28 protein-coding genes are annotated in these 26,163 nt (G+C 28.5%); 1 reads left to right on the forward strand and 27 read right to left on the reverse strand.

Annotation, left to right across the window (positions count from 1 at the left end):
* Position 1: 1 nt before the first annotated feature.
* The 18 genes from AACH12_RS08960 to AACH12_RS09045 form a co-directional block, all read right to left on the reverse strand.
* On the reverse strand, positions 2-1,435 hold the full coding sequence (locus AACH12_RS08960) for a complex I subunit 5 family protein (protein WP_338535074.1): 1,434 nt from the start codon (positions 1,433-1,435) through the stop codon (positions 2-4).
* Positions 1,428-1,772: a sodium:proton antiporter gene (locus AACH12_RS08965; protein ID WP_338535075.1), complete on the reverse strand. Its 345-nt coding sequence runs from the start codon at positions 1,770-1,772 to the stop codon at positions 1,428-1,430. Before AACH12_RS08965 ends, AACH12_RS08960 begins: the two co-directional genes overlap by 8 nt.
* Entirely contained in the window at positions 1,772-2,518 is a 747-nt protein-coding gene (locus tag AACH12_RS08970) for a Na(+)/H(+) antiporter subunit B (protein WP_338535076.1), read from the reverse strand. Before AACH12_RS08970 ends, AACH12_RS08965 begins: the two co-directional genes overlap by 1 nt.
* Positions 2,515-2,769: a Na(+)/H(+) antiporter subunit B gene (locus AACH12_RS08975; RefSeq protein WP_338535077.1), complete on the reverse strand. Its 255-nt coding sequence runs from the start codon at positions 2,767-2,769 to the stop codon at positions 2,515-2,517. Before AACH12_RS08975 ends, AACH12_RS08970 begins: the two co-directional genes overlap by 4 nt.
* Positions 2,756-3,103 carry a monovalent cation/H(+) antiporter subunit G gene (gene mnhG, locus AACH12_RS08980; RefSeq protein WP_338535078.1) on the reverse strand — a complete coding sequence of 116 codons (348 nt, stop codon included), beginning with the start codon at positions 3,101-3,103 and terminating at the stop codon, positions 2,756-2,758. The genes AACH12_RS08975 and mnhG overlap by 14 nt, the downstream gene beginning before the upstream one ends.
* Positions 3,100-3,348 carry a monovalent cation/H+ antiporter complex subunit F gene (locus AACH12_RS08985; protein WP_338537367.1) on the reverse strand — a complete coding sequence of 83 codons (249 nt, stop codon included), beginning with the start codon at positions 3,346-3,348 and terminating at the stop codon, positions 3,100-3,102. The genes mnhG and AACH12_RS08985 overlap by 4 nt, the downstream gene beginning before the upstream one ends.
* Positions 3,348-3,833: a Na+/H+ antiporter subunit E gene (locus tag AACH12_RS08990; RefSeq protein ID WP_338535079.1), complete on the reverse strand. Its 486-nt coding sequence runs from the start codon at positions 3,831-3,833 to the stop codon at positions 3,348-3,350. The genes AACH12_RS08985 and AACH12_RS08990 overlap by 1 nt, the downstream gene beginning before the upstream one ends.
* A gap of 74 nt (positions 3,834-3,907) precedes the next feature.
* Positions 3,908-4,210 (reverse strand): ArsR/SmtB family transcription factor, encoded by a 303-nt coding sequence (locus tag AACH12_RS08995; RefSeq protein ID WP_338535080.1) that lies wholly within the window; start codon positions 4,208-4,210, stop codon positions 3,908-3,910.
* Positions 4,211-4,637: 427 nt separating this feature from the next.
* Positions 4,638-5,642 carry a BMP family protein gene (locus AACH12_RS09000; protein ID WP_338535081.1) on the reverse strand — a complete coding sequence of 335 codons (1,005 nt, stop codon included), beginning with the start codon at positions 5,640-5,642 and terminating at the stop codon, positions 4,638-4,640.
* A 59-nt stretch (positions 5,643-5,701) separates the two neighbouring features.
* On the reverse strand, positions 5,702-6,643 hold the full coding sequence (locus tag AACH12_RS09005; RefSeq protein WP_338535082.1) for an ABC transporter permease: 942 nt from the start codon (positions 6,641-6,643) through the stop codon (positions 5,702-5,704).
* Entirely contained in the window at positions 6,643-7,746 is a 1,104-nt protein-coding gene (locus AACH12_RS09010; RefSeq protein WP_338535083.1) for an ABC transporter permease, read from the reverse strand. Before AACH12_RS09010 ends, AACH12_RS09005 begins: the two co-directional genes overlap by 1 nt.
* Positions 7,739-9,286: an ABC transporter ATP-binding protein gene (locus AACH12_RS09015; protein ID WP_338535084.1), complete on the reverse strand. Its 1,548-nt coding sequence runs from the start codon at positions 9,284-9,286 to the stop codon at positions 7,739-7,741. The genes AACH12_RS09010 and AACH12_RS09015 overlap by 8 nt, the downstream gene beginning before the upstream one ends.
* A 205-nt stretch (positions 9,287-9,491) precedes the next feature.
* Complete coding sequence (locus AACH12_RS09020) at positions 9,492-10,028, reverse strand: hypothetical protein (RefSeq protein WP_338535085.1); 537 nt, start codon at positions 10,026-10,028, stop codon at positions 9,492-9,494.
* Between the two features lie 3 nt (positions 10,029-10,031).
* A complete protein-coding gene (gene coaD, locus AACH12_RS09025; RefSeq protein WP_338535086.1) occupies positions 10,032-10,514 on the reverse strand; it encodes a pantetheine-phosphate adenylyltransferase in 483 nt (160 codons plus the stop codon).
* 1 nt (position 10,515) lies between these two features.
* Positions 10,516-11,061: a 16S rRNA (guanine(966)-N(2))-methyltransferase RsmD gene (gene rsmD, locus AACH12_RS09030; RefSeq protein WP_338535087.1), complete on the reverse strand. Its 546-nt coding sequence runs from the start codon at positions 11,059-11,061 to the stop codon at positions 10,516-10,518.
* Positions 11,062-11,138: 77 nt separating this feature from the next.
* The gene (gene recG / locus AACH12_RS09035) at positions 11,139-13,169 is read right to left on the reverse strand and encodes an ATP-dependent DNA helicase RecG (RefSeq protein WP_338535088.1); all 2,031 of its coding nucleotides are present in this window, start codon (positions 13,167-13,169) and stop codon (positions 11,139-11,141) included.
* A gap of 89 nt (positions 13,170-13,258) precedes the next feature.
* Entirely contained in the window at positions 13,259-14,887 is a 1,629-nt protein-coding gene (locus tag AACH12_RS09040) for a DAK2 domain-containing protein (RefSeq protein WP_338537368.1), read from the reverse strand.
* Between the two features lie 24 nt (positions 14,888-14,911).
* Complete coding sequence (locus AACH12_RS09045) at positions 14,912-15,265, reverse strand: Asp23/Gls24 family envelope stress response protein (protein WP_338535089.1); 354 nt, start codon at positions 15,263-15,265, stop codon at positions 14,912-14,914.
* A 290-nt stretch (positions 15,266-15,555) separates the two neighbouring features.
* On the opposite strand from AACH12_RS09045, the gene rpmB reads away from it, so the two are divergent.
* Positions 15,556-15,747 (forward strand): 50S ribosomal protein L28, encoded by a 192-nt coding sequence (gene rpmB / locus AACH12_RS09050; RefSeq protein ID WP_338535090.1) that lies wholly within the window; start codon positions 15,556-15,558, stop codon positions 15,745-15,747.
* A gap of 136 nt (positions 15,748-15,883) precedes the next feature.
* Here the strand turns inward: rpmB and AACH12_RS09055 are convergent, their stop codons facing one another.
* From AACH12_RS09055 to priA, 9 genes are all read right to left on the reverse strand, one after another.
* On the reverse strand, positions 15,884-16,561 hold the full coding sequence (locus AACH12_RS09055) for a thiamine diphosphokinase (RefSeq protein WP_338535091.1): 678 nt from the start codon (positions 16,559-16,561) through the stop codon (positions 15,884-15,886).
* Positions 16,551-17,204 carry a ribulose-phosphate 3-epimerase gene (gene rpe, locus AACH12_RS09060; protein WP_338535092.1) on the reverse strand — a complete coding sequence of 218 codons (654 nt, stop codon included), beginning with the start codon at positions 17,202-17,204 and terminating at the stop codon, positions 16,551-16,553. Before rpe ends, AACH12_RS09055 begins: the two co-directional genes overlap by 11 nt.
* Positions 17,198-18,088: a ribosome small subunit-dependent GTPase A gene (gene rsgA, locus AACH12_RS09065; protein WP_338535093.1), complete on the reverse strand. Its 891-nt coding sequence runs from the start codon at positions 18,086-18,088 to the stop codon at positions 17,198-17,200. Before rsgA ends, rpe begins: the two co-directional genes overlap by 7 nt.
* Positions 18,089-18,100: 12 nt before the next feature.
* The gene (pknB, locus tag AACH12_RS09070; protein WP_338535094.1) at positions 18,101-20,095 is read right to left on the reverse strand and encodes a Stk1 family PASTA domain-containing Ser/Thr kinase; all 1,995 of its coding nucleotides are present in this window, start codon (positions 20,093-20,095) and stop codon (positions 18,101-18,103) included.
* A 16-nt stretch (positions 20,096-20,111) separates the two neighbouring features.
* A complete protein-coding gene (locus AACH12_RS09075) occupies positions 20,112-20,828 on the reverse strand; it encodes a Stp1/IreP family PP2C-type Ser/Thr phosphatase (protein ID WP_338535095.1) in 717 nt (238 codons plus the stop codon).
* Between the two features lie 11 nt (positions 20,829-20,839).
* Positions 20,840-22,162, reverse strand: coding sequence for a 16S rRNA (cytosine(967)-C(5))-methyltransferase RsmB (gene rsmB / locus AACH12_RS09080; protein ID WP_338535096.1), 1,323 nt, complete (start codon positions 22,160-22,162; stop codon positions 20,840-20,842).
* Between the two features lie 139 nt (positions 22,163-22,301).
* On the reverse strand, positions 22,302-23,219 hold the full coding sequence (gene fmt, locus AACH12_RS09085; protein WP_338535097.1) for a methionyl-tRNA formyltransferase: 918 nt from the start codon (positions 23,217-23,219) through the stop codon (positions 22,302-22,304).
* A 1-nt stretch (position 23,220) separates the two neighbouring features.
* Positions 23,221-23,676, reverse strand: a complete 456-nt coding sequence (gene def, locus AACH12_RS09090; RefSeq protein WP_338535098.1) for a peptide deformylase — start codon at positions 23,674-23,676, stop codon at positions 23,221-23,223.
* Between the two features lie 20 nt (positions 23,677-23,696).
* Positions 23,697-26,162 carry a primosomal protein N' gene (priA, locus tag AACH12_RS09095; protein WP_338535099.1) on the reverse strand — a complete coding sequence of 822 codons (2,466 nt, stop codon included), beginning with the start codon at positions 26,160-26,162 and terminating at the stop codon, positions 23,697-23,699.
* Position 26,163 lies beyond the last annotated feature (1 nt).

Consider the following 26,163-nt stretch of genomic DNA (forward strand, 5'->3'; position numbering starts at 1 on the left):
ATTACATCCCTCCTTTTAGATTAAACATATATGAAGGATTATCTTCATTTAGTAATTTATCCGTATTAAACAAATTATCTTTTACAAGACTTGGATAAATTCCTGCAAGTAAAATAATTAATGAAAGAGCAAAAACTATTATCTTTTTACTAACATCAAATTCTACTTTTTTATCTGTAATATATTTAATATTTGATTCTTTACCTTCTTCTCCTGGATCCCAAAGTTTAACTAATAATCTGATAAAATAAGCACCTTCTACTATTGTTGCAAGTAGTATAAAAGCTGCTACTAGTAAACTTGATTTTGAAAACAATCCTAAAAGAAGGTTTATTTTTGAATAGAAACCGTAAAATAAAGGTAAACCTATAAGAGAAAGTGCTGATACAGTGAAAGCAAAACCAATTAATTTATTCTCTGCAAAAAGTCCCTTTAAACTATCAACATCGTCAGTAGCAGCTTCATCAGATATTCTACCAGCTACTGTAAACATAATGGCTTTTGCTATAATATTATTAAGTAATTGAAGCACTGCTGGAAAAATAAGTCCTGATACAAATAATAGTGCTACTAGACCAGACTGAGCTATACTAGAAAAAACCAATATTTCTCTTAACTTTGTTTTACTAAATGCCGAGGCTTCTCCTGCTATTAAAGTTACTAAACCAATAACAATTAATACGCCTTTTAAATAACTACTTACCAATAATACTTGTCCAAACACTCTTCCAAATACAAATAAAATAGTACCAGCATAAACAGATGCAAATAATGCACCTATCAAACTATTTGTATTACCATAAACGCCCTTTGCCCAGCCGTTAAATGGAAGTAATTTAGCTTCTACAGCTAATCCAACAAAGATTAACATCATAGGAACTATAAGCTTATTTGCGTCATAAGAAACCATTTTCGAGCTAATATCGGCCATATTTAAACTTCCAAATATCGCATATAGAACAATAAGCCCAAATAAATACAGCCCTGAACCTAATGTACCTAGTGTTAGATAGTTAAAAGAATATTTATATTTTTTTGATTCTGTAGAAAGTATATAAGCAGTTATAGAAACAATCTCTAAAAATACAAATAAATTAAATAAATCTCCCGTTAAAAGCATTCCATTTAGTCCTGCAAGAGATACTAAAAGTACAGTAGAATACTTATTTATTTTCTCACTAGACATTACAATTACAAGTAAAAATAAAATATTTATTGAAATTACAGCTAAATGAGAATAACTATCTAAATTTAGGTTGATACCATAGGGAGCTTTAAATCCTCCAATAATATAGTTTCCATTTTGTATAATAAATACTTGTAAAACATTAAAAATAGCTGCTAAAAAAAGAAGTGTTTTTTTGCTCTTTTTTAATGCAATAGATAAAAATGCCATTAATAAGGGAATTACAATTAAAAGTACTGGATTAGTCATTATTAATACCTCCTATCTCTTCAAGATCTAAAGAATTATAAGTAGTATACATTTTTCTTGCAATCCCAAGAGCAAGAGCAGTAGTACCTAGTCCAATTACAATAGACGTAAGAACTAGCGCCTGCGGAAGTGGATCTACAAATATTAGTGCTGAACTATTATTAACTGATGTTAATATAGGTGCAACACCTCCACTTACAAACCCAACGCTTATAATGAAAATATTTAATCCAACTTCAAATATATTTAATGCAACAATTATTTTAATTATGTTTTTATTAATTAATAGACCATATATACCTATTAACATAAGTAATATCGAAACGTATTGTATCATTATTCATTGACCTCCTCTTTCAGGAAATCTGTAATAATTCCTGTTAGTTCCGAGCCAACCTTTAGTCCTACAAGAACATACACGATTGGAACAATACCCGCACTAAATAAATTACCCACAACTCCTGTGTTTAAGAAGTTACTTAAGAAATAACCAGCTGTAAATAAGCCAAATATTCCAACAAGTACATATAAACTACCCATAAGGCTCTCAGTAAGTTTAAATGAACTCATCTTCGCTCTAAAGTTTTCATCTGATAAATATAGTAATAAAACTGCCGAGGCAATCATGCTACCACCTGGAAAACCACCACCAGGAGTTAAATGCCCATGAGTGAAAATATAAATTCCTATAAGTGCAATTAGTGGAAACACCGTTTTAGCTCCAACTCTTAATATAAAATTCGCTTTATATTTAAGTGTTAATTTACCACCAAAAGAACCAAGTAAGAGAGCAACTCCAAGTGAAGAGACAAAAAGCACAGTTACTTCACCGAGTGTATCAAAGGATCTATAGTTTACAACAATTGAAGTAACATAGTTAGAAGAACCCGTTTCTAAATTAGAAGACTTGTTATATTCAACTATTTCATTATCATTTGTAACACTTTTTGTAATAAATTTATTTGAAACTCTATCATTAAGATTTACTTTTCCAAAGCTTCCAAATGCATCATTAGCGTATATTCCACTAAAAATAAAAAAGCCTAAAATTCCAAGGAATAAAATTGCTACTATTTTTTTCATTTTTTGTCACCTACTTTCTTCATTGATAATAGGGTGAACAAAAATACTGCTGTTACAAGACCAGAACCAATTACTGCTTCAGTGATTGCAACATCAGGAGAACGCATAATTACAAAACTTACAACAGCAAGCATACTTAAAAACGACAAATAGATTATTGAATTAATCATTTTTTTACTGCTAACTGCAAGAATAGCTAATATAAGTAACAACAAGGAAGTAACAATTTCAACTATATTAATTATTTTCATAATTTTCTTCCTCCTCATTATTGTAAAAATCTTTTAATTCATCAATTTTAGTCCTCTTATCAACCTTAATATTTGATAAATATGCGCTGCGAATAAGAGCACTACTTCCAATTGGATTTGTTATTGCAATAAATACAGCTATTAGTAAAAGTTTTGGAGTCCACGAAGGATTAAGTATTGCTATACCTATTAGTAAAGCTAAAGTACCAAGCGTTGTTGCTTTCGTTGCTGCCTGAGATCTATTATATACATCTGGCATACGAAATACTCCAAGACCACCAATAGCATAAAAAAACGCACCTACAATCAAGAAAAAATTCGCTAAAAATATCATATGCGACCCTCCAAATATCTTGCAAATACTACAGTTTCAATAAACGAAAGAATTGCATATACAATTGCAATATCTAAATATAATTCATTATTAAAAATAAATCCAATAAAAACTAAAGCGCCAGTTATAATAATATTAATAATATCTAAACTAAGCACTCTATCAAAAGTAGAAGGTCCAATAACGAGTCTTAGAAAAGTAAATAATATTCCAATTCCAATAAGTAAAAATACCAATGTATTCATCAATTGAAAATACCCCCTAGAATTTTCTCAAAAGAACCCGAAACATTCTTTTGGTATTCTTCGTTATTACTTCCTTTAACATCAATCCAATGAATATATACACTATCATCTGATACATCAACAGATATTGTACCTGGTGTAAGCGTTATTGAATTTGCTAAAGTAAGTCTTCCATATTCACTTTTTATATTCGTAGGTATTCTAACAAAACCTGGATTAATAGGCATCGACGGGCTAAGTACCCTATATGCCACATCAAGATTCGCCTTAATTAATTCAAGTAAAAATACTGGAATATATACTACAAAAAATTTAATAATCTTTGGAATACTGTTAAAAGAAAATTCATAGTCAATTATACTTCTAATAACATAAGAAAGTAACACTGAAACAACAAATCCTAAAATCAATTCATTAGTATTTAATCCAGTTAACAAAATCCATGTAATCCAAATTATTGAAAAAGTTGATACACCTTTTTTCAAAATTCTCCCCCCTTTTTTTAACATTAAAATCTTACCTCTTAGCTATAACTTTATATCTTTTATATGTAGCCTAACTAATCAAAATTCTTTCCTTTTAAAAGCAATTTTACAATTTTTACAACATCATCATCCAAAATTTTATATGTAACTTCAAGTCCTTTTCTTTTACCTTCAACAATTCCATTCATTCTAAGTTTTGCTAAATGTTGTGAAATTGTAGATTGAGGTTTTCCTAGTACTTTCATCATTCTAGTTACATTACATTTTTTTTGATTAATTAGACAATCTAAAATACAAAGCCTAATCGGATGAGCGATTGCTTTTAATAATTCTGCTCTTTTTTCTAAATACTCCATCTTTCGTATTTTTTCATTCAATATATCAATATTGATTTTTATCTCCTCCCATTAGTCTTATATTCTAAAATCGTAATATAAAGATATAGCAAATCTAATTTCATCGTAGCATATAGACATTGCCAATACAATAAATCTATATTTTAACAAAATTATCTAATTATTAACATTCAAGTATGATAATTATCAAACAATATATTATTAAGTAGATACCCAAAAAATATTAAGAAAATTAAATATTTTAAGAAAATACTAAAAAAAAAGCAAAATGTATATCAAATACACTTTGCTTTTTACTAAAAAAATATTCAATTGTTATATTTTAAATTACATTATTTTGGAAGTTCACTTAAATTTTTTTCTAAAAAAATCATTATCGAATAATTTAAGTTGAATTTACCAACTTTTTTTTACTTATATCATAATCGAATTCACGAACCTAAAGTTTTTATTCTCCTTCTTTATACGGATTTTCAATTTTTCCTTCTTTAAGCGATTTAATTACCTCTTCAACTTTTGATTTTTGCTCATCTGTTATTTGATCAGTCCACTCCATCCCAAGAACTCCTTCAGCCCAGCCTTGAGAGATTCCTTCAGGTTTTAATGTACCATCAACTAATTTTTTTACAACAAATTCAAATAATTTTGGAGTGTTATATACAATACTTGCAAGCACTGTTCCCTTAGCTACATCATTTTGAGGTGCAATATAACCTACAGCTTTAACATTATTAGTTTTAGCTGCATCAATTGAACCTAATCCTACTTGATTAGCTGAGCAAAATACAACGTCTGCTCCTGATTCTATCATAGCTGTTGCAGTTTCTTTTCCTTTAGAAATATCATCCCATGAATTCACATAAGTTTTACTTACAGATATAGAAGGGTCAACTGCCATAGCACCCGCTTCAAAAGCATCTAAAGTTCCTTCAATTACAGGAAATGGGAACGATCCAATTGCGCCAAGTTTTTTAGAAGTAGTATTCATTCCTGCAATTGTTCCAGCAACATATCCACCTTCCCACTCTCTAATACCAATACCACCAACATTAGGTGCGATTCCTTCTTCTGAATTAATAATCATAAAATAAGTATCAGGATATTGAGGAGCAATTTTTTTAGCAGCATCTAAAAATTGGATTCCATGACCAAAAACTAAATCATATTTTTTTTCACCATAATCTCTAAAAGTCGCTTCAAAATCAGCTTGTTGAACACTTTCAACATATTCCATTTTAATACCCATATCTTTTTCTACCATTTGAAGTCCTGCATAAGCAGTAGCATTCCATCCTTGATCATTAATAGGTCCAGGTAGAACTAATACAATTTTATAATCTTTTGCACCATCTTTTGTAGCTGTTTCTTCAGCTGGTTTTGATGCGCAGCCTGTAAATACAAGCATCATCACAACAACTAAGGCAATTAAAGCATTCATTTTTCTTTTTAACATTTTTTATCCCCCTTTTTTAAATAAAACACTCTCTATAGTTTTCAGCAAAGCTGTAACTACTATTGTTTATAATATGGCTTTCCTAATGAATTAGGTGGTTTATTGTATCCAACTAAGCCTGTTAAAGCAATAATTGTTATTATATATGGTAGCATTAACAGCAATTGATAGGGTATCCCTACTCCTGCAGCTTGAAGTCTTATTTGAAGTGCATCTGCAACACCAAAAATTAATGATGCAATTAAAATACCCTTTGGTTTCCATTTACCAAAAATAATGGCTGCAACTGCAATAAAGCCTCTTCCTGAAACCATATTATCTACAAACATATTAAACTGACCAAGTGATAGAAAAGCACCACCAATTCCTGCAAGCGCACCGCTAATCAGTACACCAGTATATCTGATTTTTATAACATTTATACCAACAGTATCAGCTGCTTTAGGATGCTCTCCAACAGATCTTACTTTTAACCCCCACATAGTTTTAAAAAGTAAAAACGAAGTTATCGGTACAAGTAAAAGTGCTATATACACTAAAACCGTTTGATTAAACATAATTGGTCCAATAATGGGTATATCAGCAAGCAGTGGTATTCTAACAGGGTGAAAAGAATCTACTTTAATCGGAACTGTTGTTATTCCAAATAACGCTCTATATAAAAAACTTGTAAGTCCTACAGCAAGCATATTTATAGCGATTCCACTTACAATTTGATCAATTTTTATCGTTATAGTTATATAAGCAAATAATAAGGCCATTAACATACCTGAGATCATTGCTACTAGTATCCCTACCCAGTGATTACCACTATAATAAGATCCAACTACACCAAATAAAGCTCCCATAAGCATTATTCCTTCAAGTCCAATATTTACGACGCCACTTCTTTCTGAAAACATTCCTCCAAGAGCAGAAAACAAAATTGGAACAGACATTCTAAGAGCGGCAGAAAGAAGTGCTACTAAAAAGGTAACTGTAAGTATATTAGTAATAGCCATTATATTCTACCTCCTTTATTAGCAAAATATAGTTCGATTTTAGGAAGTAAAATATTGCCTGAAAGTACAAATATTATTATCAAAGCTTGAATTATACTCACAACATTTGCTGGAACACCTACACCCCTTTGCATTGCACTTGCACCAGTTTTAAGCATTCCAAGTAAAAGTGCACTTATTATAACTCCAATTGGATTTCCCCTTCCAAGTAAAGATGCAGCAATACCATCAAAACCTACTCCGCTTGAAAAATTATCAAGTAATCTATGATGTATTCCATTAATTTCAGTAAAACCAGCAATACCAGCAAGCGCACCAGAAATAGCAAGCGCTATCATCATATTTGTTTTAATGTTTATACCAGCATATTCGGCTGACTGAGAATTATAACCAACTGCCCTAAGTTTATAACCAAACGGAGTTTTCTTAATCACAATATATATTACAATTGCAAATACTATGGCAATTATTATACCTAAATGAAATCTCGTGTTTTTAAGTAATATTGGTAAAAAAGCTGTATTTGATATTAAATCCGTTTGTGGATAAAAACCACTCGCTTCTCTTAGAGGTTTATCAACCATTAAGCTCACAAAATATATTGCAATATAATTCATCATTATTGTAGTTATAATTTCACTAGCATTAAAAAAAGCTTTTAAAAGTCCAGGAATAGCCCCCCATATACCTCCAGCAATTATTGCAGCAATTAATGATAATGTTACAGCAATAAAAGGATTTAAATTTGTACTATGAAGTCCAACAAATACCGCTGCGACTGCACCCATAAACATTTGACCTTCTCCACCAATATTAAAAAGCCCTGCTTTATAAGCAAACGTGAAAGCAAGTCCAGTCATGATTATTGGAGCTGCTTTTGCAAACACTTCTGAAATTTTATAAATACTAGTAAAGTTATCAAAAATTAAATAACTATAAGCTTTGATTGGGCTTACTTTTATAAAAAGTAAAAGCAAACTGCTTACAAGTAGTGCTAAGACTACTGCAACTAATGGAACTAATAAAGCTAAAATTCTTTCCATATTATTTTTTGATTTGCTTGAAGTCATAAAGTTAAAATATTTTTTTAATTTTTTATCCATTTTCAAGCCCCCTTCTATGAATTCTAGCGTCTTCAAGAGGCTGACCTGCCATCATAAGCCCAAGTAAGTTTTCATCAAATTCTTCTTTATCAATAATCCCCATTATTTCCCCGCTATGAAGTACTGCAATTCTATCGCTTAAAGCATTTATTTCTGTGATTTCGGTAGAAATAAGTAGAACGGCAGTTCCTTTCTCTCTCTCTTTTAAAATCTGTCCATGAATAAATTCAATTGCTCCAATATCAACACCTCTAGTTGGCTGCATTGCAATAAGTAGAATTGGCTTTCTATCAATTTCTCTTGCAACTACAATTTTTTGTTGATTACCACCTGAAAGTTTTTTTGCAAGTGTATCTTTGTTTAGAGTCTTAATATTATACTCTTCAATCATTTTATTTGAATGTTCATCTATTTTTTCAAAATCAAAAAACATATTTTTAGCAAATGGAGGCTTATTAAATACTTGAAGTATAATATTTTCACTAACCGAAAAATCAAGTACTAGCCCTCTTCTATGCCTATCTTCTGGAATATAACCAATTCCATAATTAGTTCTTTCTTTAATATGTTTTCCGTTAAGTACATTGTCTAAGAGTCTAATTTCACCATCAATATTTTTAATTAATCCTGTAATAGCTTCAGCGAGTTCATTTTGACCATTACCATCTACTCCTGCTATCCCAAGAATTTCGCCTTTTTTAACTGTTAGGTTAATATTTTTTAGCGCATCTACGCCATTACTTTTTTTATAACTCAAATTACTAATACTAAGAATAGTTTCATCAAAACATTTTTTTCTATCTGATTTAAGTTTTTTAATGTCTCTTCCTATCATTAGCTTTGTAAGCTTCATTTCGTTAGTTTCATTTGTATTTACAACATCAATTACTTTACCATCTCTAAGTACAGTAACTCTATCAGAAACCTCTAATACTTCATTTAGCTTATGAGTAATTAGTATTATAGACATACCATTTTGAGACATAATTTTTAATGTCTTAAATAAGTCTTTCGTTTCTTGCGGTGTTAATACTGCTGTAGGCTCATCCATAATAAGTAGTTTTGCACCTCTATAAAGTGCTTTTACAATCTCAACTCTTTGCTGAGTTCCTACAGAAATATTTGATACATAATCATTTATAGGTATGTCCATACCGTATTTATTTGCTATTTCAAGTATTTTTTTTTCAGATTTTTTTTTATCAATAACAAAACTATGATCTTTTTTCATACCCATAATAATATTTTCAAGAACAGTATGTACTGGTACTAGCATAAAATGCTGATGTATCATTCCTATTCCAATATCAATTGCGTCTTTAGCTGAATGAAAGTCAACCTTCTTATTTTCAAAATATATATGACCTTCTTCAGGTTTATATAAGCCATAAAGACAATTCATTAAAGTTGATTTACCAGCACCATTTTCACCAAGCAAGGAATGAATTTCTCCTTTTCTTACATCAAAATTAACACAATCATCTGCAATCAATGTTCCAAATCTTTTCGTAACTGATTCCATTTTTAATATTACTTCCATCAAAACCCCCCTGATCATATAATATGTATATATTTAAGTATAAGCGAATAATTTTTATTACAATATATTAATTATTCACAAAATTCAGAATTTATTTTGTATAAACAAACAATTTTTTTATATATAAAAAAATGAAATCTTTTTAAAAAGACATTTGTCCTTTTAAAAAGATTTCATTTAATATTTTAATATATATTAATTGCTTTTATTCTTTATATTTATCAAGTTCTTCAATATTTTCTTCTATTTGATTTAAAACATCACTTAAACTTGCACCAAAATGTTTTAAAAGTTTTTCTACATATTCATAGCCATTTTTTTTAATGCTTTCAGAAAGTTTCTCAGCATCACCAATTATTTCAGTTGCTTTTTTATTGGCTTCCCTTACAATTATATTTTCGTCAACTAAAATTTTCATTTTTTCGTTAATTTCAAATTCTATTCTTTCTTCCTCAGCACGTGCTTTCTGTATTATTTCTTGTTCTTCAGACTCAGCATTTAGAATAATTGTATTCGCCTTTTTTTGAGCCTCGTCTACTATCTGACTTTCTTGAGATTTAATCCATTTCACATGTTGATACTCTTCTGGAAGGAGTATATTTATTTCTCTAATTATATCTAAAAGTTCATCTCTATCAATCATAATTTTTCCCGTGAATGGTACTGCAGACAAATTTTCTAATTTATTTTCAAACTCATCCAATAAATTTAGCACTTTTAAATCCATAATATTATTATTCATATACTAAACCTCCGTAAATTTCTCTATCATATTACCTATAACATTCTTAGGTACTAAACTTTCAATATTTCCACCAAAACCAAATACTTCTTTTACTAAACTTGAACTTAAAAAGGAATATTCAGTTGCAGTCATCATAAATAATGTTTCAATCTTACTATTTAACTTTCTATTCATAGAAGCCATTTGAAGTTCAGATTCAAAATCTGAAATTGCTCTTAACCCCTTTACTATTACATCGTACTTTTTTTGAGATACATAGTCAATAAGTAATCCATTAAAGGCATCAACTTCTACATTATCTAAATCGCTAATAGCTTCTTCAATCATTTTCTTTCTTTCAGCAAAATCAAACATAGAGTTTTTTGAAGGATTATTTAATACCGCAACTACAAGTTTATCAAATATTTTAGAAGATCTCCTTATTATGTCCATATGACCACAAGTAATAGGATCAAAACTACCTGGGTACACTGCAACTCTCATATTATTTCCTCCTATAAAAACTTACACCAGTTTTTCCATATTTTTTATATTTATATTTTTCTATATCACATATTTTTTCAAATACTTCATCTTTAATATCATGTTCAGCAATTATAATACCATCTTTTTTTAATATTTTTTTTTCTGCTATAAGTTCTATAGTTTCATTTACTAAATTTTTTGAATAAGGTGGATCCATAAAAATTATATCAAATGAATTTGAACTAAAAAATCTAAAACTATTAAATACATTTTCTGTATATATTTCAACTAAATCATTTAAAGAAGTTGCATTAATGTTTGCCTTAATAAATTTTATACATTTTGGATTATTTTCTACCATAGAAACTTTTTTAGCACCTCTACTTGCAAATTCAAGTCCAATAGCACCTGAACCTGAAAACAAATCAAGCACATCGCTTTCACCAATTTCAAAAGCAATAATATTAAAAATATTCTCTTTTATCCTATCTGTTGTAGGTCTTGTGCTAATTCCTTCTATTGTAGTTAATTTGATGCCTCTTGCTTTTCCAGATATAATTCTCATATTAGTAAGCAGTATATATACCGCATTCTCCTTATAGTTTTTATTATTTACGTACAACTATTTACATACAAATGATATCATATATTAATATTATTTGACAATCTATTCTCAATAAATTTAATTATAAATTCAACACTTGCTTTTTCGCCTTGATTATACATTTGGACTAAATTATTTACATCCATTTTTACTATTTCAAATATTTGAGAATGTTTAGCAAGTTCTCCAATTTTAAGTTCAGGAAGGCCATGTTGTTTTAAACCTAGTATTTCTCCTGGACCTCGAAGTAATAAATCTCTCTCTGCAATTTCAAAACCGTCATTCGTATCAATCATTGTTTGAATTCTTTTTTTCGAAGTATCACCCATTTTATTTGACGTCATAAAACAATATGACTGATACTCACCTCTACCAACTCTTCCCCTTAATTGATGAAGCTGTGATAAACCGAATCTATTAGCATCATTTATAACCATTATACTTGCATTAGGCACATTAATTCCTACTTCAATAACGGTTGTTGAAATTAATATATTTATTTTTCCTTCGCTAAAATCTTTCATTATAGTTTCTTTTTCTTTTGCTTTCATTTTGCCATGAAGTAGTTTAACATTAAACTTTGTGTAAATTCTTTCTGATAATTCTTTATAAAGCTCAGATGCTGATTTAATATCTAAAGCCTCAGATTCTTCAATCAATGGACAAATAAAATATATTTGTCTTTTTTCTTCAACTTTAGACCTTATAAATTCATACATATCATTTATTTTATTTTTTTTTACATAATGGGTTTTTATTTGCTTGCGTCCCGATGGAAGCTGATCAATTACGCTTATATCAACATCTCCATATATTATAAGTGATAATGTTCTTGGAATAGGAGTAGCCGACATTACCAAAACATTAACATTTTTCTCTTTAGTACTTAAAATATTTCTTTGTTTTACTCCAAAGCGATGCTGCTCATCAGTAATCACTAAAGCAAGATTCTTAAACTTAACACCTTCTTCAAGAATTGCATGTGTCCCAATAATAATATCATATTTGCCTAATTCGATATCCTTATATATTTGTTTTTTATTTTTTGTATTTCCTGTTAATAGAATTATTTTAATATTAAAATTTTTAAGTACATCTGAAAAAGTTCTAAAATGTTGATTTGCAAGAACACTCGTAGGTACCATTAGTGTACTTTGCATATTGTTTTTATATGTAAGATACATTGCCATCATTGCGACTATTGTTTTTCCAGAGCCTACATCGCCTTGAAGCAACCTATTCATTTGATTATTACTTGTTAAATCAATTTTAATTTGATTCCATACTTTTTCCTGACTCTTAGTAAGAGTAAATTTAAGATTTTTATAAAAGTCTACCATTGGTAAATCTTTAAGCACAATACCACCTGAAGATTTAACTTTATTTTTTATTAGTGATAGACTTAAAAATAAATTAAAAAATTCTTCATAAATAAATCTATATCTTGCTTTTTTTAAAGCCTCTTTACTTGTAGGTAAATTTATATTCTTAAATGCGTAATTTATATCACATAATTTGTTTTGAATTATATATGGAGAAAATAAATTCTCCTCAAACAATACATTATCAATAATATTTTCATATATATTTATCATTTCTTTATTAGTTATTCCTGCTGTTAAAGAATAAATTGGTTCAATCCTTAAAAATTTTTTATCGTTATACATTGAATCAGAAAATTCTGGGTGAAACATTTTTGCTTCATAGTGTGTTTTAACAATTTTACCATAAAAATAGTATTCTTTTCCTATTGAGAACTTCTTTAATAAAAATGAAGCATTAAAGAAAATAATAGCAACATTATAACCGTTCGTATCCTTGCACTTCAATCTTAAAGTGCTTTTTTTATAAGCATTTTTAGTTTCGGAAACATCGTATATCAATAGTTTTATTGTTGATATACTCTCGTTTTCAATTTCATTAATATTATTAACCTTTGATCTATCAACATAAGTTCTAGGAAAATTGGTCAACAAATCTTTAACCTTATAAAGATTTAAATTATTTAAAAGTTTATATTTTTTCTTCCCTATACCTTTAATTGCAATTAAATCATCATCTAAATTCATGAAATCACCCGTCTTTACAAAATTAAAGGTTGAGTATTCAAAAAAGAATCTCAACCGATTTAATGGATTTCTTAGCTCTTAGTAAAACTTTATTCAATAGAAAAAATATAATAGTAAAGAGGTTGTCCTCCATAATACAGTTCTACATCTAAATCCTCGTATTTTTCTTCTATTTCTATTTTTAATTTTTCTACTTCTTCTTTTTTAACATCCATTCCATAATAAATAGTTAGTATTTCTGAATCTTCGTCTATAGCTTTCGAAAGAGACTCAAATACAACTTTTTTTAATTCTTTACCCACTGAAGAAATTTCACCTTCATATACACCTAGAATATCATCTTTTTTTATGTCCATATCATTAAAAACAGTATCTCGAACTGAATAAGTTATTTGAATTGTTTTTACTTCTGTTAAGACTTCGCACATACTATTATAGTTTTGCTCAGGACTATGTTCTAAATCAAATTCTATCATCGATGAAATACCCTGAGGAACTGATTTAGAGGGAATAACAAATACTTCCTTATCTTCAATTAATTCTTTAGCTTGATTTGCAGCTAAAATAATATTAGAATTATTTGGCAAAATAATTACATTTTCTGCTCTACATTTATTAATTGCAACGACAATATCTTCAGTCGAAGGATTCATCGTTTGTCCACCTTCAATAATAACACTTACACCCAAATCATTAAAAATGTTAGAAATACCGCTTCCCATAGATACTGACACAAAGCCATACTTGGAAATTTCTTCAACTGTTTCCTTTGTAATTTCATCACTTTCAGTAGAACTATTATTTTCAATAATTGAAGTATGCTGTTGTCTCATATTTTCAATTTTTATATTTATTAATTCACCGTATTTAAGCGCTTCTTCAAGGGCAATACCAGGATTATTAGTGTGAATATGTGTTTTTATAAGTTCATCGTCTGTAACAAACACCATACTATCCCCAAGAGAAAATATTTTATCACGAAGTTTTTCTACATCTCTGATATCACTTCTAATAATAAATTCTGTACAGTAACCATACTTTATATCTGTATATTCAGTTGAAGTATGAGGAGCTACAGTTTCAGTAAGTTCGTAAAATTCTTCAGCTTCTTCACCAACTACAGCGTTATAGAATCCATTTAAAATAAATACAAGTCCTTTTCCACCTGCATCAACTACTCCAGCTTGCTTTAAAACATCTAAATATTCTGGTGTTTTATCAAGTGTTTCTTCTGCTCTTTTTATAAGTATTTTTAGTAATGCATGAATCGGAACTTCATCTTCCAAATAATCTTTAGCCTTTTCAGCAGTTTTTCTAATAACAGTTAGTATTGTTCCTTCAACAGGTTTCATAACTGCACTATAAGCAGTTTCTGATGCGCTAATAAAGGCTTTGCAAAGATCAATTGAAGTTAGTACTTCTTTATCAACACAACCTTTTGAAAATCCTCTAAAGATTTGAGATAAAATAACTCCTGAATTTCCTCTTGCACTCATTAATGATCCTTTAGACATAGCTTTAGACAAATCATCTACTCTTTCATATTCTTTTTTAGAGATTTCTTTAACAGCATTTTTCATAGTTAGTGACATATTTGTTCCAGTATCTCCATCTGGAACTGGAAACACATTCAATGAATCCACTAAACTTTTATTTTTGTTTAGCTCTATCGAAGCCTGTTTAAACATTCGGTATAAAAGCTCTACATCAATTTTCATAATATCCAAAATAATCCTCCTATACTACTGTACTCGTACACCTTCAATATTTAAATTAACTTTAATAACTTTAATACCCGTTTGTTTTTCAACATTGTATTTAACTTTTTCAATAATATTTTCAGCAACAACAGATATTTTAGTTCCAAATTGTATTACAACAAAAAGATCTATAATAATTCCATCCTCTTCAATTGTAATATCGATACCTTTACTTAAATTTTCTTTTTTAAGTAAATTAACAAATCCGCTTGTTGCAGTTCTAGATGACATACCCACTAAACCATAGCACTCAACAGCAGCTGCTCCTGCTATTGTAGAAATAACATCCTTATTTATGTTAATAGTACCATAATCATTTTCTACTGTAATAGACATACTTTACCTCCTCAAGTGCTTTTACAAAATCACCATTTTTTAAAATCGATATATAGTTTATTTTACTATTAAATCGCTACAAGTACAACATATAATTGATTTTATATTACTATTTTATGTTTTTTTAAATAAAACATTTGAATTTTGATGTAAAATATAATATAATTAGTCTTTGTTGAGATAAAAAAAATTAAGCGATGATATTAGCAAATGTTTCTTGCAATAGATTCAATTATCTGTTAAAATATATTTGCTTATATTGTTGAATTACTCAGTTGGAGGTGTTATAGATGGCTAAAATTTGTGCAGTTTGTGGTAAAGGTAAAATGTCTGGTAATCACGTGAGTCACGCGAACAACCATAACAGAAGAACTTGGGCACCAAACTTAAAAAGAGTTAGAGCTGTAGTTGAAGGTTCAAACAAAAGAATCACAGTATGTACTAGATGTTTAAGATCTGGTAAAGTTGAAAGAGCACTATAAAAAAACAAAAGCAGTGCAAAAAAAAGAAAAAGTATAATCTTACAAACGTAGTTTGTAAAAGATTATATTTTTTCTTTTTTTTATTGGGACTTTGTCACGTAAAAGGCTAATAGAGCTTTTCTATTAATATTTTTAACTACACCCTATCTGTAGAATAAATAACTAAAACTTTACCACCATATACATTTAAATAAGGAGTTTTACTCGCTTTTTCATTACTAATCATAAGAGTTGAACCAAATTTTATATTTTTTTTAGATAAGTCATATTTCATACCACTAATTTCAATTTTTTCAATATAAGTCGAAATCGGAATAATAGATAAAAATTCATTTTCTTGGAATTTCAAATTAATTTTATTACTTGATAAACACTCAATTCTATTATTAGAATCAATAATATATCCTTTGCCACCACTATTTTCAATAAAATCAAGCAAAAAAATATTTGCTAATGTATGATCTAGCCTTTCTCCAGTACACCCAACTAGGTATAATTTTTCAGCTCCTAAGTCTAGTGCTTTCCTTATAGCAAGTTCTGTATCAGTGAAATCTTTTTTACTATTATATCTAATAACGTCAGCGCCACTATACTTTTCAAAGATACTTTCATCATCATTTATCGAATCAAAATCACCTAAAATAATATTTGGTATCAAACCTAATTTATCCATATGAAAAATGCCGCCATCAACTGATATAACAAAAGCATTTTTAACATCCATATAGTTACTAATTTTTTTACTTACACTTAAGTAATTACCTATTACACCATTTGCTACAATTATAGCTTCCTTTACGTTTCTATAGCACATTTTTTCTAAATTCCATTACTCTTTCATTAATATTCTCAGCTTTAAAAATTGCAGAACCTGCAACGATTACATTGGCTCCAGAATCTACTACCATTTTCACATTTGAAGGGTTAATACCACCATCAACCTCAATATCAATATCTAAATTCTCTCTAGTAATTAATGTTCTTACTTTTTTTATCTTCTCAAAAGTTGACTCTATAAAACTTTGACCACCAAAACCTGGGTTTACTGACATTAATAGAACCATATCAAGTTCAGGTAAAATTTCCTCAATCGTAAATACTGATGTAGCAGGATTTAATGAAACTCCAGCTTTTATACCATAACTTTTGATCTTTTGAATTGTTCTATGAAGATGAGTACATGTTTCAACATGTACTGTTATAATATCTGCCCCTGCTTTTACAAATTCCTCTATATAATTATCAGGGTTTTCTATCATCAAGTGTACATCAAATACTAATTTTGTTTTCCCTTTTAATGCATTCATAACAATAGGTCCAAATGATATATTTGGAACAAAATGACCATCCATAATATCAATATGAAGATACTCTACACCTGCATTTTCAACCTTTTTTACATCATCAAGTAAATTTGCAAAATCTGCAGATAATATTGAAGGTGCTAATTTTACCATTTTTTGTGCCTCCTATTTTCTTTTATCTCATTCAATAAATATAAATATGACTCATATCTACTTTTAGATATTAATCCATTCTCAACTCCTAATTTAACACCACATTTAGGCTCTTTTTCATGATAACAATCAGAAAACTTACACTGTATTTTATCATTTTTAAATTCTGGAAAAAACTCTTTTAATTCGCTCATTTCAATAGAAGTAATATCTAAAGAAGTAAATCCTGGCGTATCAACAACAAAACCACCAAAATCTAATTCTATAAGTTCACTATGTCTTGTAGTATGCTTTCCTCTTTTAATTTTTTTGCTAACTAGGCCAGTCTTTAAATGTAAGTCTCTTTGAATTACATTTAGTATCGATGATTTTCCAACACCCGAAGGTCCTGCTAATACTGATACTTTATTATCTAGTACTTCTTTTAATTCATCAAGTCCTGAATTATCATAGGCACTTGTAGAAATAATTCTATAACCTGTACTTTTGTAAATATCATAGAATTCCTTATATATTCCTTCAGAGTCTAAATCACATTTATTAAAGCAAATAACTAAATCAAGTCCTGATTTCTCAATTAAAACTGTAAGCTTGTCTATCATAATTTTATGGGGTTCAGGATTTTTTAAAGCAATAACCACAACTGCTTGATCAACATTTGCAACTCTTGGTCTAATCATTTCAACATTTCTAGGCATAATTTTCTCTATAATAGCAGTTTTTTCTTCTAGGCTATTAATTGAAATTATAACGTTATCACCAACTAAAGGAATAATTTTATCCTTTTTAAAAATTCCTCTAGCTTTACATTCAAAAACAACATTATCCGCCTTAACATAATAGAATCCTGCAATACCTTTTATTATTCTTCCTTTATGCTCCATTAAATCCCCCAACTAAAAAGTTTCATCTTTTGTATATACAAGCTGATCATCAAAATAGAATTTCAAAATTGCTTCTCCTTTTCCTCTAATGACAATTCTTAAGCTATCTTCAGTTTTAAAATGTTTTTTTTCATAAACGATTGTTTCAACATTATCTTGCAGCATGACAACTTTAACAACTTTGCTTTCAGTTTCTATGTTAAATGGAATAATATATGTTTTATCTTTATATCCTACTAAGCTTGGAGTTGTTTGCTCTGGAGTATCATTTCCATCTGTAGCTGTAGTATCAGTATTATCTATAGCTGTACTGAGTGGATCCTTTCCTTTGGAAACTATTAATTCAATAGAAGACCCACTTTTTATTTCAGATCCCGTTTTAATTCCTTGTATCATTATTTGACCTTCATTGTAGTCATCGCTATAATTATAAGTTATTTTATTTATACTAATAGCTAAGGGCTTAAGTTGTTCTTTTGCTTCTTCCAAAGTTTTACCGACTAAACTTGGCATAATCATTGTTTCTATTTTTACACCTTGACTTACTTTAAGGTCAATTATCGCTTTTTCTTTTACTTGCTTTCCTGCAGCTATTGATTGCGAAACAACATAGCCTTTTGGAAGATCGTTATCAACATATTCAACATCACCCAAGGTCAATTTGCTGTTCTCAAGAACTACTTGTGCTTCAACATATTTTTTTTGAACGACATTTGGCACATTTACCATTACTGATCCTTTACTAACTTCTATATCAATTGTAAAGCCCTCTTTTAACTTTGTACCTTCAGGATATGACTGTGAAATAATATTATCTTTATCTACTAAATCATTATATTTATATTCAGAAACTTCAACATTGAATCCCGCATCCTGAAGTTTCTTTGTACCATCATTGAATTCTAAATTAACAACCATAGGTACTGTAATTGTTTTATTCATAAACATAGAAGTAATAGGTTTAAAAAATACAACCGTAAATAAAACTAAAGTCAGAATTAATGCAACTAAAACTGTTATCATAACTGATATTACGCTTTTTCTTTCACTTTTTTTACCATTTGATTTTTTTTGTTTTTTAACTTTCTTTTCTTTTTTTTCCATAAACTCTCCAAGATTTGGCATTACCATAGTAGGCGAATCTTCAGCAGAAATATATAATGGAACATTCACTTCTGGATTTTCAATTACTTTATCTAAATCTTCTATTAGCTCACTTGCAGATTGATACCTATCATCTGGTTTTTTCATTAACGCTTTTAATATTATACTTTCAAGACCTTTATTTATTCCACTATTATAGCTAGACGGAATCAAAACATCTTCCTTTAAATGCTTCAAAGCTACTGATATAGGCGAATCTCCGTCAAACGGAACTTTTTTTGTAGCTAATTCATACATAAGCACTCCAAGAGAATAAATATCACTTCTTTCGTCAACAAATCCCCCGCGCGCTTGTTCTGGAGACGTATAATGCACAGAACCAACAATCTCATTGCTACTTACAATAGTAGACGAAGTAATAGCTCTTGCTATACCGAAATCTCCAATTTTAATCCTATTATCATCCGATATAATAATGTTATGAGGTTTTATATCCCTATGAATAATGTGATTTACATGTGCATGTTCTAATGCTTGAGAGATTTGTTTAGAAATATTAAGGATATCATAATTTGATACAAATCCTTCTTTTTCTTTAATATATTTCTTTAAAGTTATACCATCTACAAGTTCCATAACGATATATCTTATATTCTCATCTTTGCCTACATCAAAAATATTAATAATCGATGGATGAGACAAGCTTGCTGCTGCTTGTGATTCCTTTTCAAATTTTTCAACAAAATCGTCTTCAATTGCAAATTCAGGTCTAAGTACTTTTACTGCAACATATCTATTAAGGAGTTGACAACGAGCTTTATAAACTAACGCCATACCACCTTCTCCGATTTTCTCAATTACTTCATACCTGTTTCCTAAAACTTTTCCAATAAGTTTATCCATTTTTGTCTCCTACTCACTAAATGCTAAGAAGTAAAACAGTAATATTGTCACTACCACCATTTTCATTAGCCAATTTTATCAATTTTTCACTCATAATATTTATATTTTCATTTTCTTTTACAATTTCTTTTAATTCTGATTTTGATACATTATCTGATAATCCATCTGTACAAAAAATATATATATCTCCATCTTCAACTTCGTATTCAAATATATCAGAATCAACTTTAAAAGACGTTCCAATCGCTTTAGTAATTATATTTTTATTTGGATAATTTTTTGCTTCTTCTTCTGTAAGTGTTCCGTTATTAAGTAGTTCATTTACTAAAGTATGATCTTTAGTAATTTGAGTAATAGAATCACCTCTTAATAAGTATATTCTGCTATCACCAACATGACCAACATAAAGAATATTATTTATAAGAATACCCATTGAAATGGTTGTTCCCATTCCGTCACATTCTTCTTTTTCATTTGACATATTGTAAACAACATTATTGGCATGTTTTATTGATTCGCTTATAAGTAATGGAATTTTACTTTCATAAAAATTATATTTTGATTCAATATATTCACTAATCAATTGAGTTGTTAATGAACTTGCAACTTCACCAGCTTTATGTCCACCAATTCCATCAGCAACAATAAAAATATTATTTTTTTCATCAATATAATAATAATCTTCATTGTTATTTCTTATTTTACCCTTATCTGTTTTTGCAGCAGTTTTCATAATTACACCTCTTAGAGTTTTTTTAACATACACATAAAGAATCCATCCGTTTCTTCAACATTTGGAAATAAATATATCCATTCTTTATTTCCCTTATTTAAATAATTTGTACTTATTAATTCAAAATCATTATGATTTTCTAAAAAGTTCTTTATAACCATCTCATTTTCCTTTTTATCAATAGAACAAGTACTATACATAAGTGTTCCACCTTTTTTCAAATACTTTGAATTGGTATCTAATAGTTCACTTTGGAGCTTTGATAAATCTATAATATCTTTTTCTGTTTTCAAATATTTAATCTCTGGCTTTCTTCTAATTATTCCAATTCCAGAGCATGGAGCATCAAGAAGAATTTTATCAAACTTATTAGCATCTTCTTTTCGAAAAATTCTACCATCAACGCTTTCAGTTTTTACATTAGTAAGGCCAAGTTTTTCGCAATTTTTTCTTATTAAATCAATTTTATGGCCATATATATCTCTCGCAATAATACTACCTTTATTGTTCATAATTTGGCCTAAAAAAGTTGTTTTTCCACCGGGAGCACTACAAACATCCAAAACAATATCACTTTCAAGAGGATTAAGTAATTTAGCAATTAACATTGATCCCACATCTTGAACAATAAATTCACCATTTTTAAATTCATCACTATCTATAATCGATTTCGTTCCAGAAGATATTATTAATGCCTCATCTAAATATTCGCTTTCCTTCACCATAAAACCTTTAGATATAAGTTTTTTTACTAATTTATTCTTCGAAATTTTAATTGTGTTTACTCGAACCGAGATATCCGGCTTCTTATTATTAGATTCTAGCAATTTTTCTGTGAACTCTTCACCATAATCCTCTATCCAATTTTTTACAAGCCACTTACTATGCGAATATTTTATCGAAAAATAATTAATAATATCTTCATTTCTATTCGGAAGTGGTAGATTATTTTTATTTATCGATATTTGTCTCAATATCGCATTTACAAACCCTGATGACCTAAAATTAATTTTTTTTGTGATTTTTACAGCTTCATTTACTGCTGCTGAATCTGGAACTCTATCTAAAAAAATAATTTGATATGCTCCGATTCTCAAGTTATTTAACACTGAATTGTGAATTTTTTTTAGTCTAATACTTGAATATTTTCTAATAATATAATCTAATAATAACCTATTTTCTATTACTCCATAAACTAGATTGCTTATAAAACGTTTATCTTGATATGAGTAATCTTGATTATTATTTAATTTGTTTAATAATAAATTTGAATATCCTTTTGTTTCATCAAACGTTTCTAATATAAAGAGAGCTTGTTTTCTTGGATTATGCATATTTTCTCCTATTTAATCAAATATATTTTTGTTAATTGAAATTTTTAAAATGATATCTTAACAAGTTTAGCAAACACACGAAAATTGAAAAAGATTCAATCTATTAAATCCTTTCCAATATTCTTATATTTACAAATTATTATTCAAATTTTGAATTTTGATCAATATTATGCCCTAAAATGTATTGTGAAATATGCATTTTTTTACTTTTAAAAAACTGAATATCTTTTAATTTAATTACAAAGTCTTTTGTATTAACAAATAAACCATCTTTATTTACCATATTGATAGTACCTGGCTTATTGTTTGATTTTTCATCAGTTAATTCACCACTAAAAAATTTAACCGTTTCACCATTATATTTACACCATGCAAGAGGCCATGGATTAAGCCCATTAATAAATCTTAGTATTTCAAATGCATTTTTATTCCAATCAATTTTAGCCATTTTCTTATTTAACAAAGGTGCATAAGAATTTTCCCCAGTTTGCTTAATTCTTTTAATGTTTTCAATGTTATTTAAAGTATCTATCAAAAGTTTCGAACCCATGTTCATTAAGATATCATGCAATTCACCAGCTGACATATCCTCTGTAATATCAGTAGTCCTTTTAAGTAAAATATCTCCCGTATCAAGGCCTTCATCCATTAACATTGTAGTTATACCTGTAATTTTTTCGCCTTTAACAATAGACCAGTGAATTGGTGAAGCACCTCTATATTTAGGTAGCAAAGAAGCGTGTACATTTATACACCCATATTTAGGTATTTCTAATATTTCTTTAGAAAGTATTTGACCATATGCAACAACAATTATTACATCTGGATTTAGTTCATTTATAATATCGTAATTTTCTTTAGTTTTTAATTTTTCTGGTTGATAAACTTCTAAATTGTTTTTTAATGCACAGTCTTTGACAGGAGGAAATGCTATTTTTTTACCTCTACCTTTTGGTCTGTCTGGTTGTGTGAAAACAGCTAAAACTTCGTGTTCATTAACACATGCTTCAAGACATGGAACAGAGAATTCTGGTGTACCCATAAATACAATTTTCATATTATTCCTCTCTTATAGTCGCTTTGTCAGTAAAAAGTATACCATCCAAATGATCAATTTCATGACAAAATGCTCTTGCAAGCAAACCTTCAGCCTCATATTCTTTATACTCACCTTTTTTATCAAGTCCTTTTACTTTTACATTCATAGGTCTTGATACAGTTCCAGAAACACCTGGAACAGACAAACATCCTTCCATCTCAAATTGGTGACCGCTTTGCTCAATAATTTCAGGATTAATTAATATTTTTACACCTGTATCATCATACAAATCTATAACAATAATTCTTTTAAGAATACCAACTTGAGGTGCAGCAAGTCCTATTCCATCTGCATCATACATCGTTTCTATCATATCATCAATTAAATTAACTATTTTACTATCAACTTCTTTTACTTCTCTTGATTTCTTTCTTAAAACAGGATCTTCATCAATTCTAATAGTTCTACTTGCCATTTTCTCCTCCATTATATATGCTAAATTAAACTTTTTGCGTCAATATCAATAATAAAATTAATATTATCATATTTACTTCTTATTTTTAAATTATAATTATTTTGCACTCTCCTAAGCACTGTTCTTAGAACCTTCATACTTTCTTTTTTATATTTTATTGTAATTTGATATCTATACTTCTTTTTTATTTTACTATAAACTGCGGGATATGGTCCATTAATCTCAATAAATTTTAATTTATTCTTAATAATACCCTCTTCAATTTGTTTTTTTATATTCTCCGAAATGTATATTACTTCATTTTCATTTTCACCATTAAATAAAATGCTACAAATCTTAAAATATGGCGGATAATTAAAAGCATTCCTTATGCTTAACTCTTCTTTATAAAAGCCTAAATAATTATGATCTTTAACCATTTTTATAACAAAGTTTTCAGGATCATATGATTGAATAATAACTTGGCCTTTCTTTTTACCACGACCTGAACGTCCAGAAACTTGTGATAAAAGTTGAAAAGTATTCTCGTTAGCTGTAAAATCAGGAAAATTAAGTCCAGAATCTGCATTTACTATTCCAACTAATGTAACATTTTCAAAATCTAAGCCTTTAGAAACAATTTGAGTTCCAACTAAAATATCGACTTCTTTTTTCTCTACTTTACTAATTATTTTTTCCAAACTTCCTTTTCTTGAAGTAGTTGTACTATCAAGTCTAATCGTTTTTGCATTTACAAATTCCGATTTAATAAGTTCTTCAAGTTTTTCTGTTCCCATTCCCATATATTTATAATATTTACTTCCACACGATGGGCAATTATTACTTACAGAAACTTCATAATCACAATAACTACATTTTGCTTTATTAATACCTTTATAATAAGTAAGTGAAATTTCACAATTTGGACATTTAAGTACAAATCCACATTCCCTACATGAAACATATGTCGAATGACCTTTTCTATTTAGCATAATAATAACTTGCTCATTTTTATTTAATCGGTCATTTATACTTTTTTTTAATTCATAACTAAATACTGATCTATTACCGCTAATAAGTTCTTCTCTCATATCAATGATTTTGACTTTTGGCATCATAGCTTCACCATGTCTTGAACTTATAGTATGAAGTTTAAAAATACCTGTAGACGCATTATACTCACTTTCAATTGAAGGTGTAGCAGAGCCAAATACAACAGGGCAATTTTCCTTAATTCCAAGATACAGCGCAACGTCTTTAGTATGATATTTTAAAGAAGACCCACTTTTATATGACATATCATGCTCTTCATCCAAAATAATAATACCAATATTATTAAGCGGAGCAAAAATAGCAGATCTTGCTCCAATTACAATTTTTTTCATTCCTTTTTTTACATCATTCCATTGACTAAATCTTTCAATTGGAGTTAATTTCGAATGAAAAATTGCGATTTCATCACCAAAGTGATAATTAAATCTACTAACTAGTTGAGGAGTTAAAGAGATTTCAGGAACCATAATAAATGCCGACTTACCTTTTTCTACAACTCTTTTAACAAGTTCTATATAAACTTCTGTTTTTCCACTACCTGTAACACCACGAATTAGATGTGGAGAAAATTTTTCGAAATCTATATCTTTTTTTATAGAATTATATACAAGTTGCTGTTCCTCATTAAGTTCAGCTTTAAACTGCTTATTATTACTTACAAAAAGCTTTGGATTAACACTTATATCAACTTCTTTCAAATCGATAAAGCCACTTTTTGAAAGAGTAACTATCTCTTTTTTTGTAGCATTAATTTCTTTTTTCAAATCTGTTAATAATATTTCTTCATTTAAATAAACTATTTTTAGTATTTCAATTTTTTTTGGACTTCTTTTACCTAACCTACTTAATACTTTTTCTAATGTAGAATCTCTATTTTTTGTAATAAGTAAATCAGTTTTTGGTTTTATCAAACTAATCGGCTTATATATCTTTTTAATATAGTTTTGTTTAATTAAAGTTTGAATTTTACTCTTTATATTAGTTCCAAAACAATTAAATAAATTTTCTTCTTTAATTAAATTAGTACTTATAAAATCAACAATTTCACGATTAGTATCAGTTAAAATAATATTATTAAGATCTATATCCTTACTAACTTTATAATAAACTTCAAATTTAATCTTATTTTTAGGTGGCGTTACTAAATTTAAAGCTTCAGAATACGTTGAAAGATATCTTCTTCTAAGAAAAGATACCAAATTCAGTTGATTATTCGTCAAAACTTCATCTTCACCTAATACATCAATAATATCTTTAGTTTTTTCAAATTCAGATTGATTTTTTAACTTTATTACAAATCCTTCATGATGTTTGTTGCCACCTCCAAAAGGAACTATAAGTTTAGATCCAATATATACACTTTCGCTTAAAGATGAAGGGACTTTATAAGTAAATGTTTTATCTAAAACTTTTGTATATGTTGTAATCGCAACCTCAACAAATATATCATCCACT

Source organism: Helicovermis profundi, assembly GCF_033097505.1.
Lineage (GTDB): Bacteria > Bacillota > Clostridia > Peptostreptococcales > Acidaminobacteraceae > Helicovermis > Helicovermis profundi.

Excerpts from the sequence above, each read along its gene's own strand:
- AACH12_RS08960 (WP_338535074.1), bottom strand. The coding sequence starts at position 1,435 with ATGACTAATCCAGTACTTTTAATTGTAATTCCCTTATTAATGGCATTT.
- AACH12_RS08965 (WP_338535075.1), bottom strand. The coding sequence starts at position 1,772 with ATGATACAATACGTTTCGATATTACTTATGTTAATAGGTATATATGGT.
- AACH12_RS08970 (WP_338535076.1), bottom strand. The coding sequence starts at position 2,518 with ATGAAAAAAATAGTAGCAATTTTATTCCTTGGAATTTTAGGCTTTTTT.
- AACH12_RS08975 (WP_338535077.1), bottom strand. The coding sequence starts at position 2,769 with ATGAAAATAATTAATATAGTTGAAATTGTTACTTCCTTGTTGTTACTT.
- mnhG (WP_338535078.1), bottom strand. The coding sequence starts at position 3,103 with ATGATATTTTTAGCGAATTTTTTCTTGATTGTAGGTGCGTTTTTTTAT.
- AACH12_RS08985 (WP_338537367.1), bottom strand. The coding sequence starts at position 3,348 with ATGAATACATTGGTATTTTTACTTATTGGAATTGGAATATTATTTACT.
- AACH12_RS09000 (WP_338535081.1), bottom strand. The coding sequence starts at position 5,642 with ATGTTAAAAAGAAAAATGAATGCTTTAATTGCCTTAGTTGTTGTGATG.
- AACH12_RS09005 (WP_338535082.1), bottom strand. The coding sequence starts at position 6,643 with ATGGCTATTACTAATATACTTACAGTTACCTTTTTAGTAGCACTTCTT.
- AACH12_RS09010 (WP_338535083.1), bottom strand. The coding sequence starts at position 7,746 with ATGGATAAAAAATTAAAAAAATATTTTAACTTTATGACTTCAAGCAAA.
- AACH12_RS09015 (WP_338535084.1), bottom strand. The coding sequence starts at position 9,286 with ATGGAAGTAATATTAAAAATGGAATCAGTTACGAAAAGATTTGGAACA.
- AACH12_RS09020 (WP_338535085.1), bottom strand. The coding sequence starts at position 10,028 with ATGAATAATAATATTATGGATTTAAAAGTGCTAAATTTATTGGATGAG.
- coaD (WP_338535086.1), bottom strand. The coding sequence starts at position 10,514 with ATGAGAGTTGCAGTGTACCCAGGTAGTTTTGATCCTATTACTTGTGGT.
- rsmD (WP_338535087.1), bottom strand. The coding sequence starts at position 11,061 with ATGAGAATTATATCTGGAAAAGCAAGAGGCATCAAATTAACTACAATA.
- recG (WP_338535088.1), bottom strand. The coding sequence starts at position 13,169 with ATGAATTTAGATGATGATTTAATTGCAATTAAAGGTATAGGGAAGAAA.
- AACH12_RS09040 (WP_338537368.1), bottom strand. The coding sequence starts at position 14,887 with ATGAAAATTGATGTAGAGCTTTTATACCGAATGTTTAAACAGGCTTCG.
- AACH12_RS09045 (WP_338535089.1), bottom strand. The coding sequence starts at position 15,265 with ATGTCTATTACAGTAGAAAATGATTATGGTACTATTAACATAAATAAG.
- rpmB (WP_338535090.1), top strand. The coding sequence starts at position 15,556 with ATGGCTAAAATTTGTGCAGTTTGTGGTAAAGGTAAAATGTCTGGTAAT.
- AACH12_RS09055 (WP_338535091.1), bottom strand. The coding sequence starts at position 16,561 with ATGTGCTATAGAAACGTAAAGGAAGCTATAATTGTAGCAAATGGTGTA.
- rpe (WP_338535092.1), bottom strand. The coding sequence starts at position 17,204 with ATGGTAAAATTAGCACCTTCAATATTATCTGCAGATTTTGCAAATTTA.
- rsgA (WP_338535093.1), bottom strand. The coding sequence starts at position 18,088 with ATGGAGCATAAAGGAAGAATAATAAAAGGTATTGCAGGATTCTATTAT.
- pknB (WP_338535094.1), bottom strand. The coding sequence starts at position 20,095 with ATGGATAAACTTATTGGAAAAGTTTTAGGAAACAGGTATGAAGTAATT.
- AACH12_RS09075 (WP_338535095.1), bottom strand. The coding sequence starts at position 20,828 with ATGAAAACTGCTGCAAAAACAGATAAGGGTAAAATAAGAAATAACAAT.
- rsmB (WP_338535096.1), bottom strand. The coding sequence starts at position 22,162 with ATGCATAATCCAAGAAAACAAGCTCTCTTTATATTAGAAACGTTTGAT.
- fmt (WP_338535097.1), bottom strand. The coding sequence starts at position 23,219 with ATGAAAATTGTATTTATGGGTACACCAGAATTCTCTGTTCCATGTCTT.
- def (WP_338535098.1), bottom strand. The coding sequence starts at position 23,676 with ATGGCAAGTAGAACTATTAGAATTGATGAAGATCCTGTTTTAAGAAAG.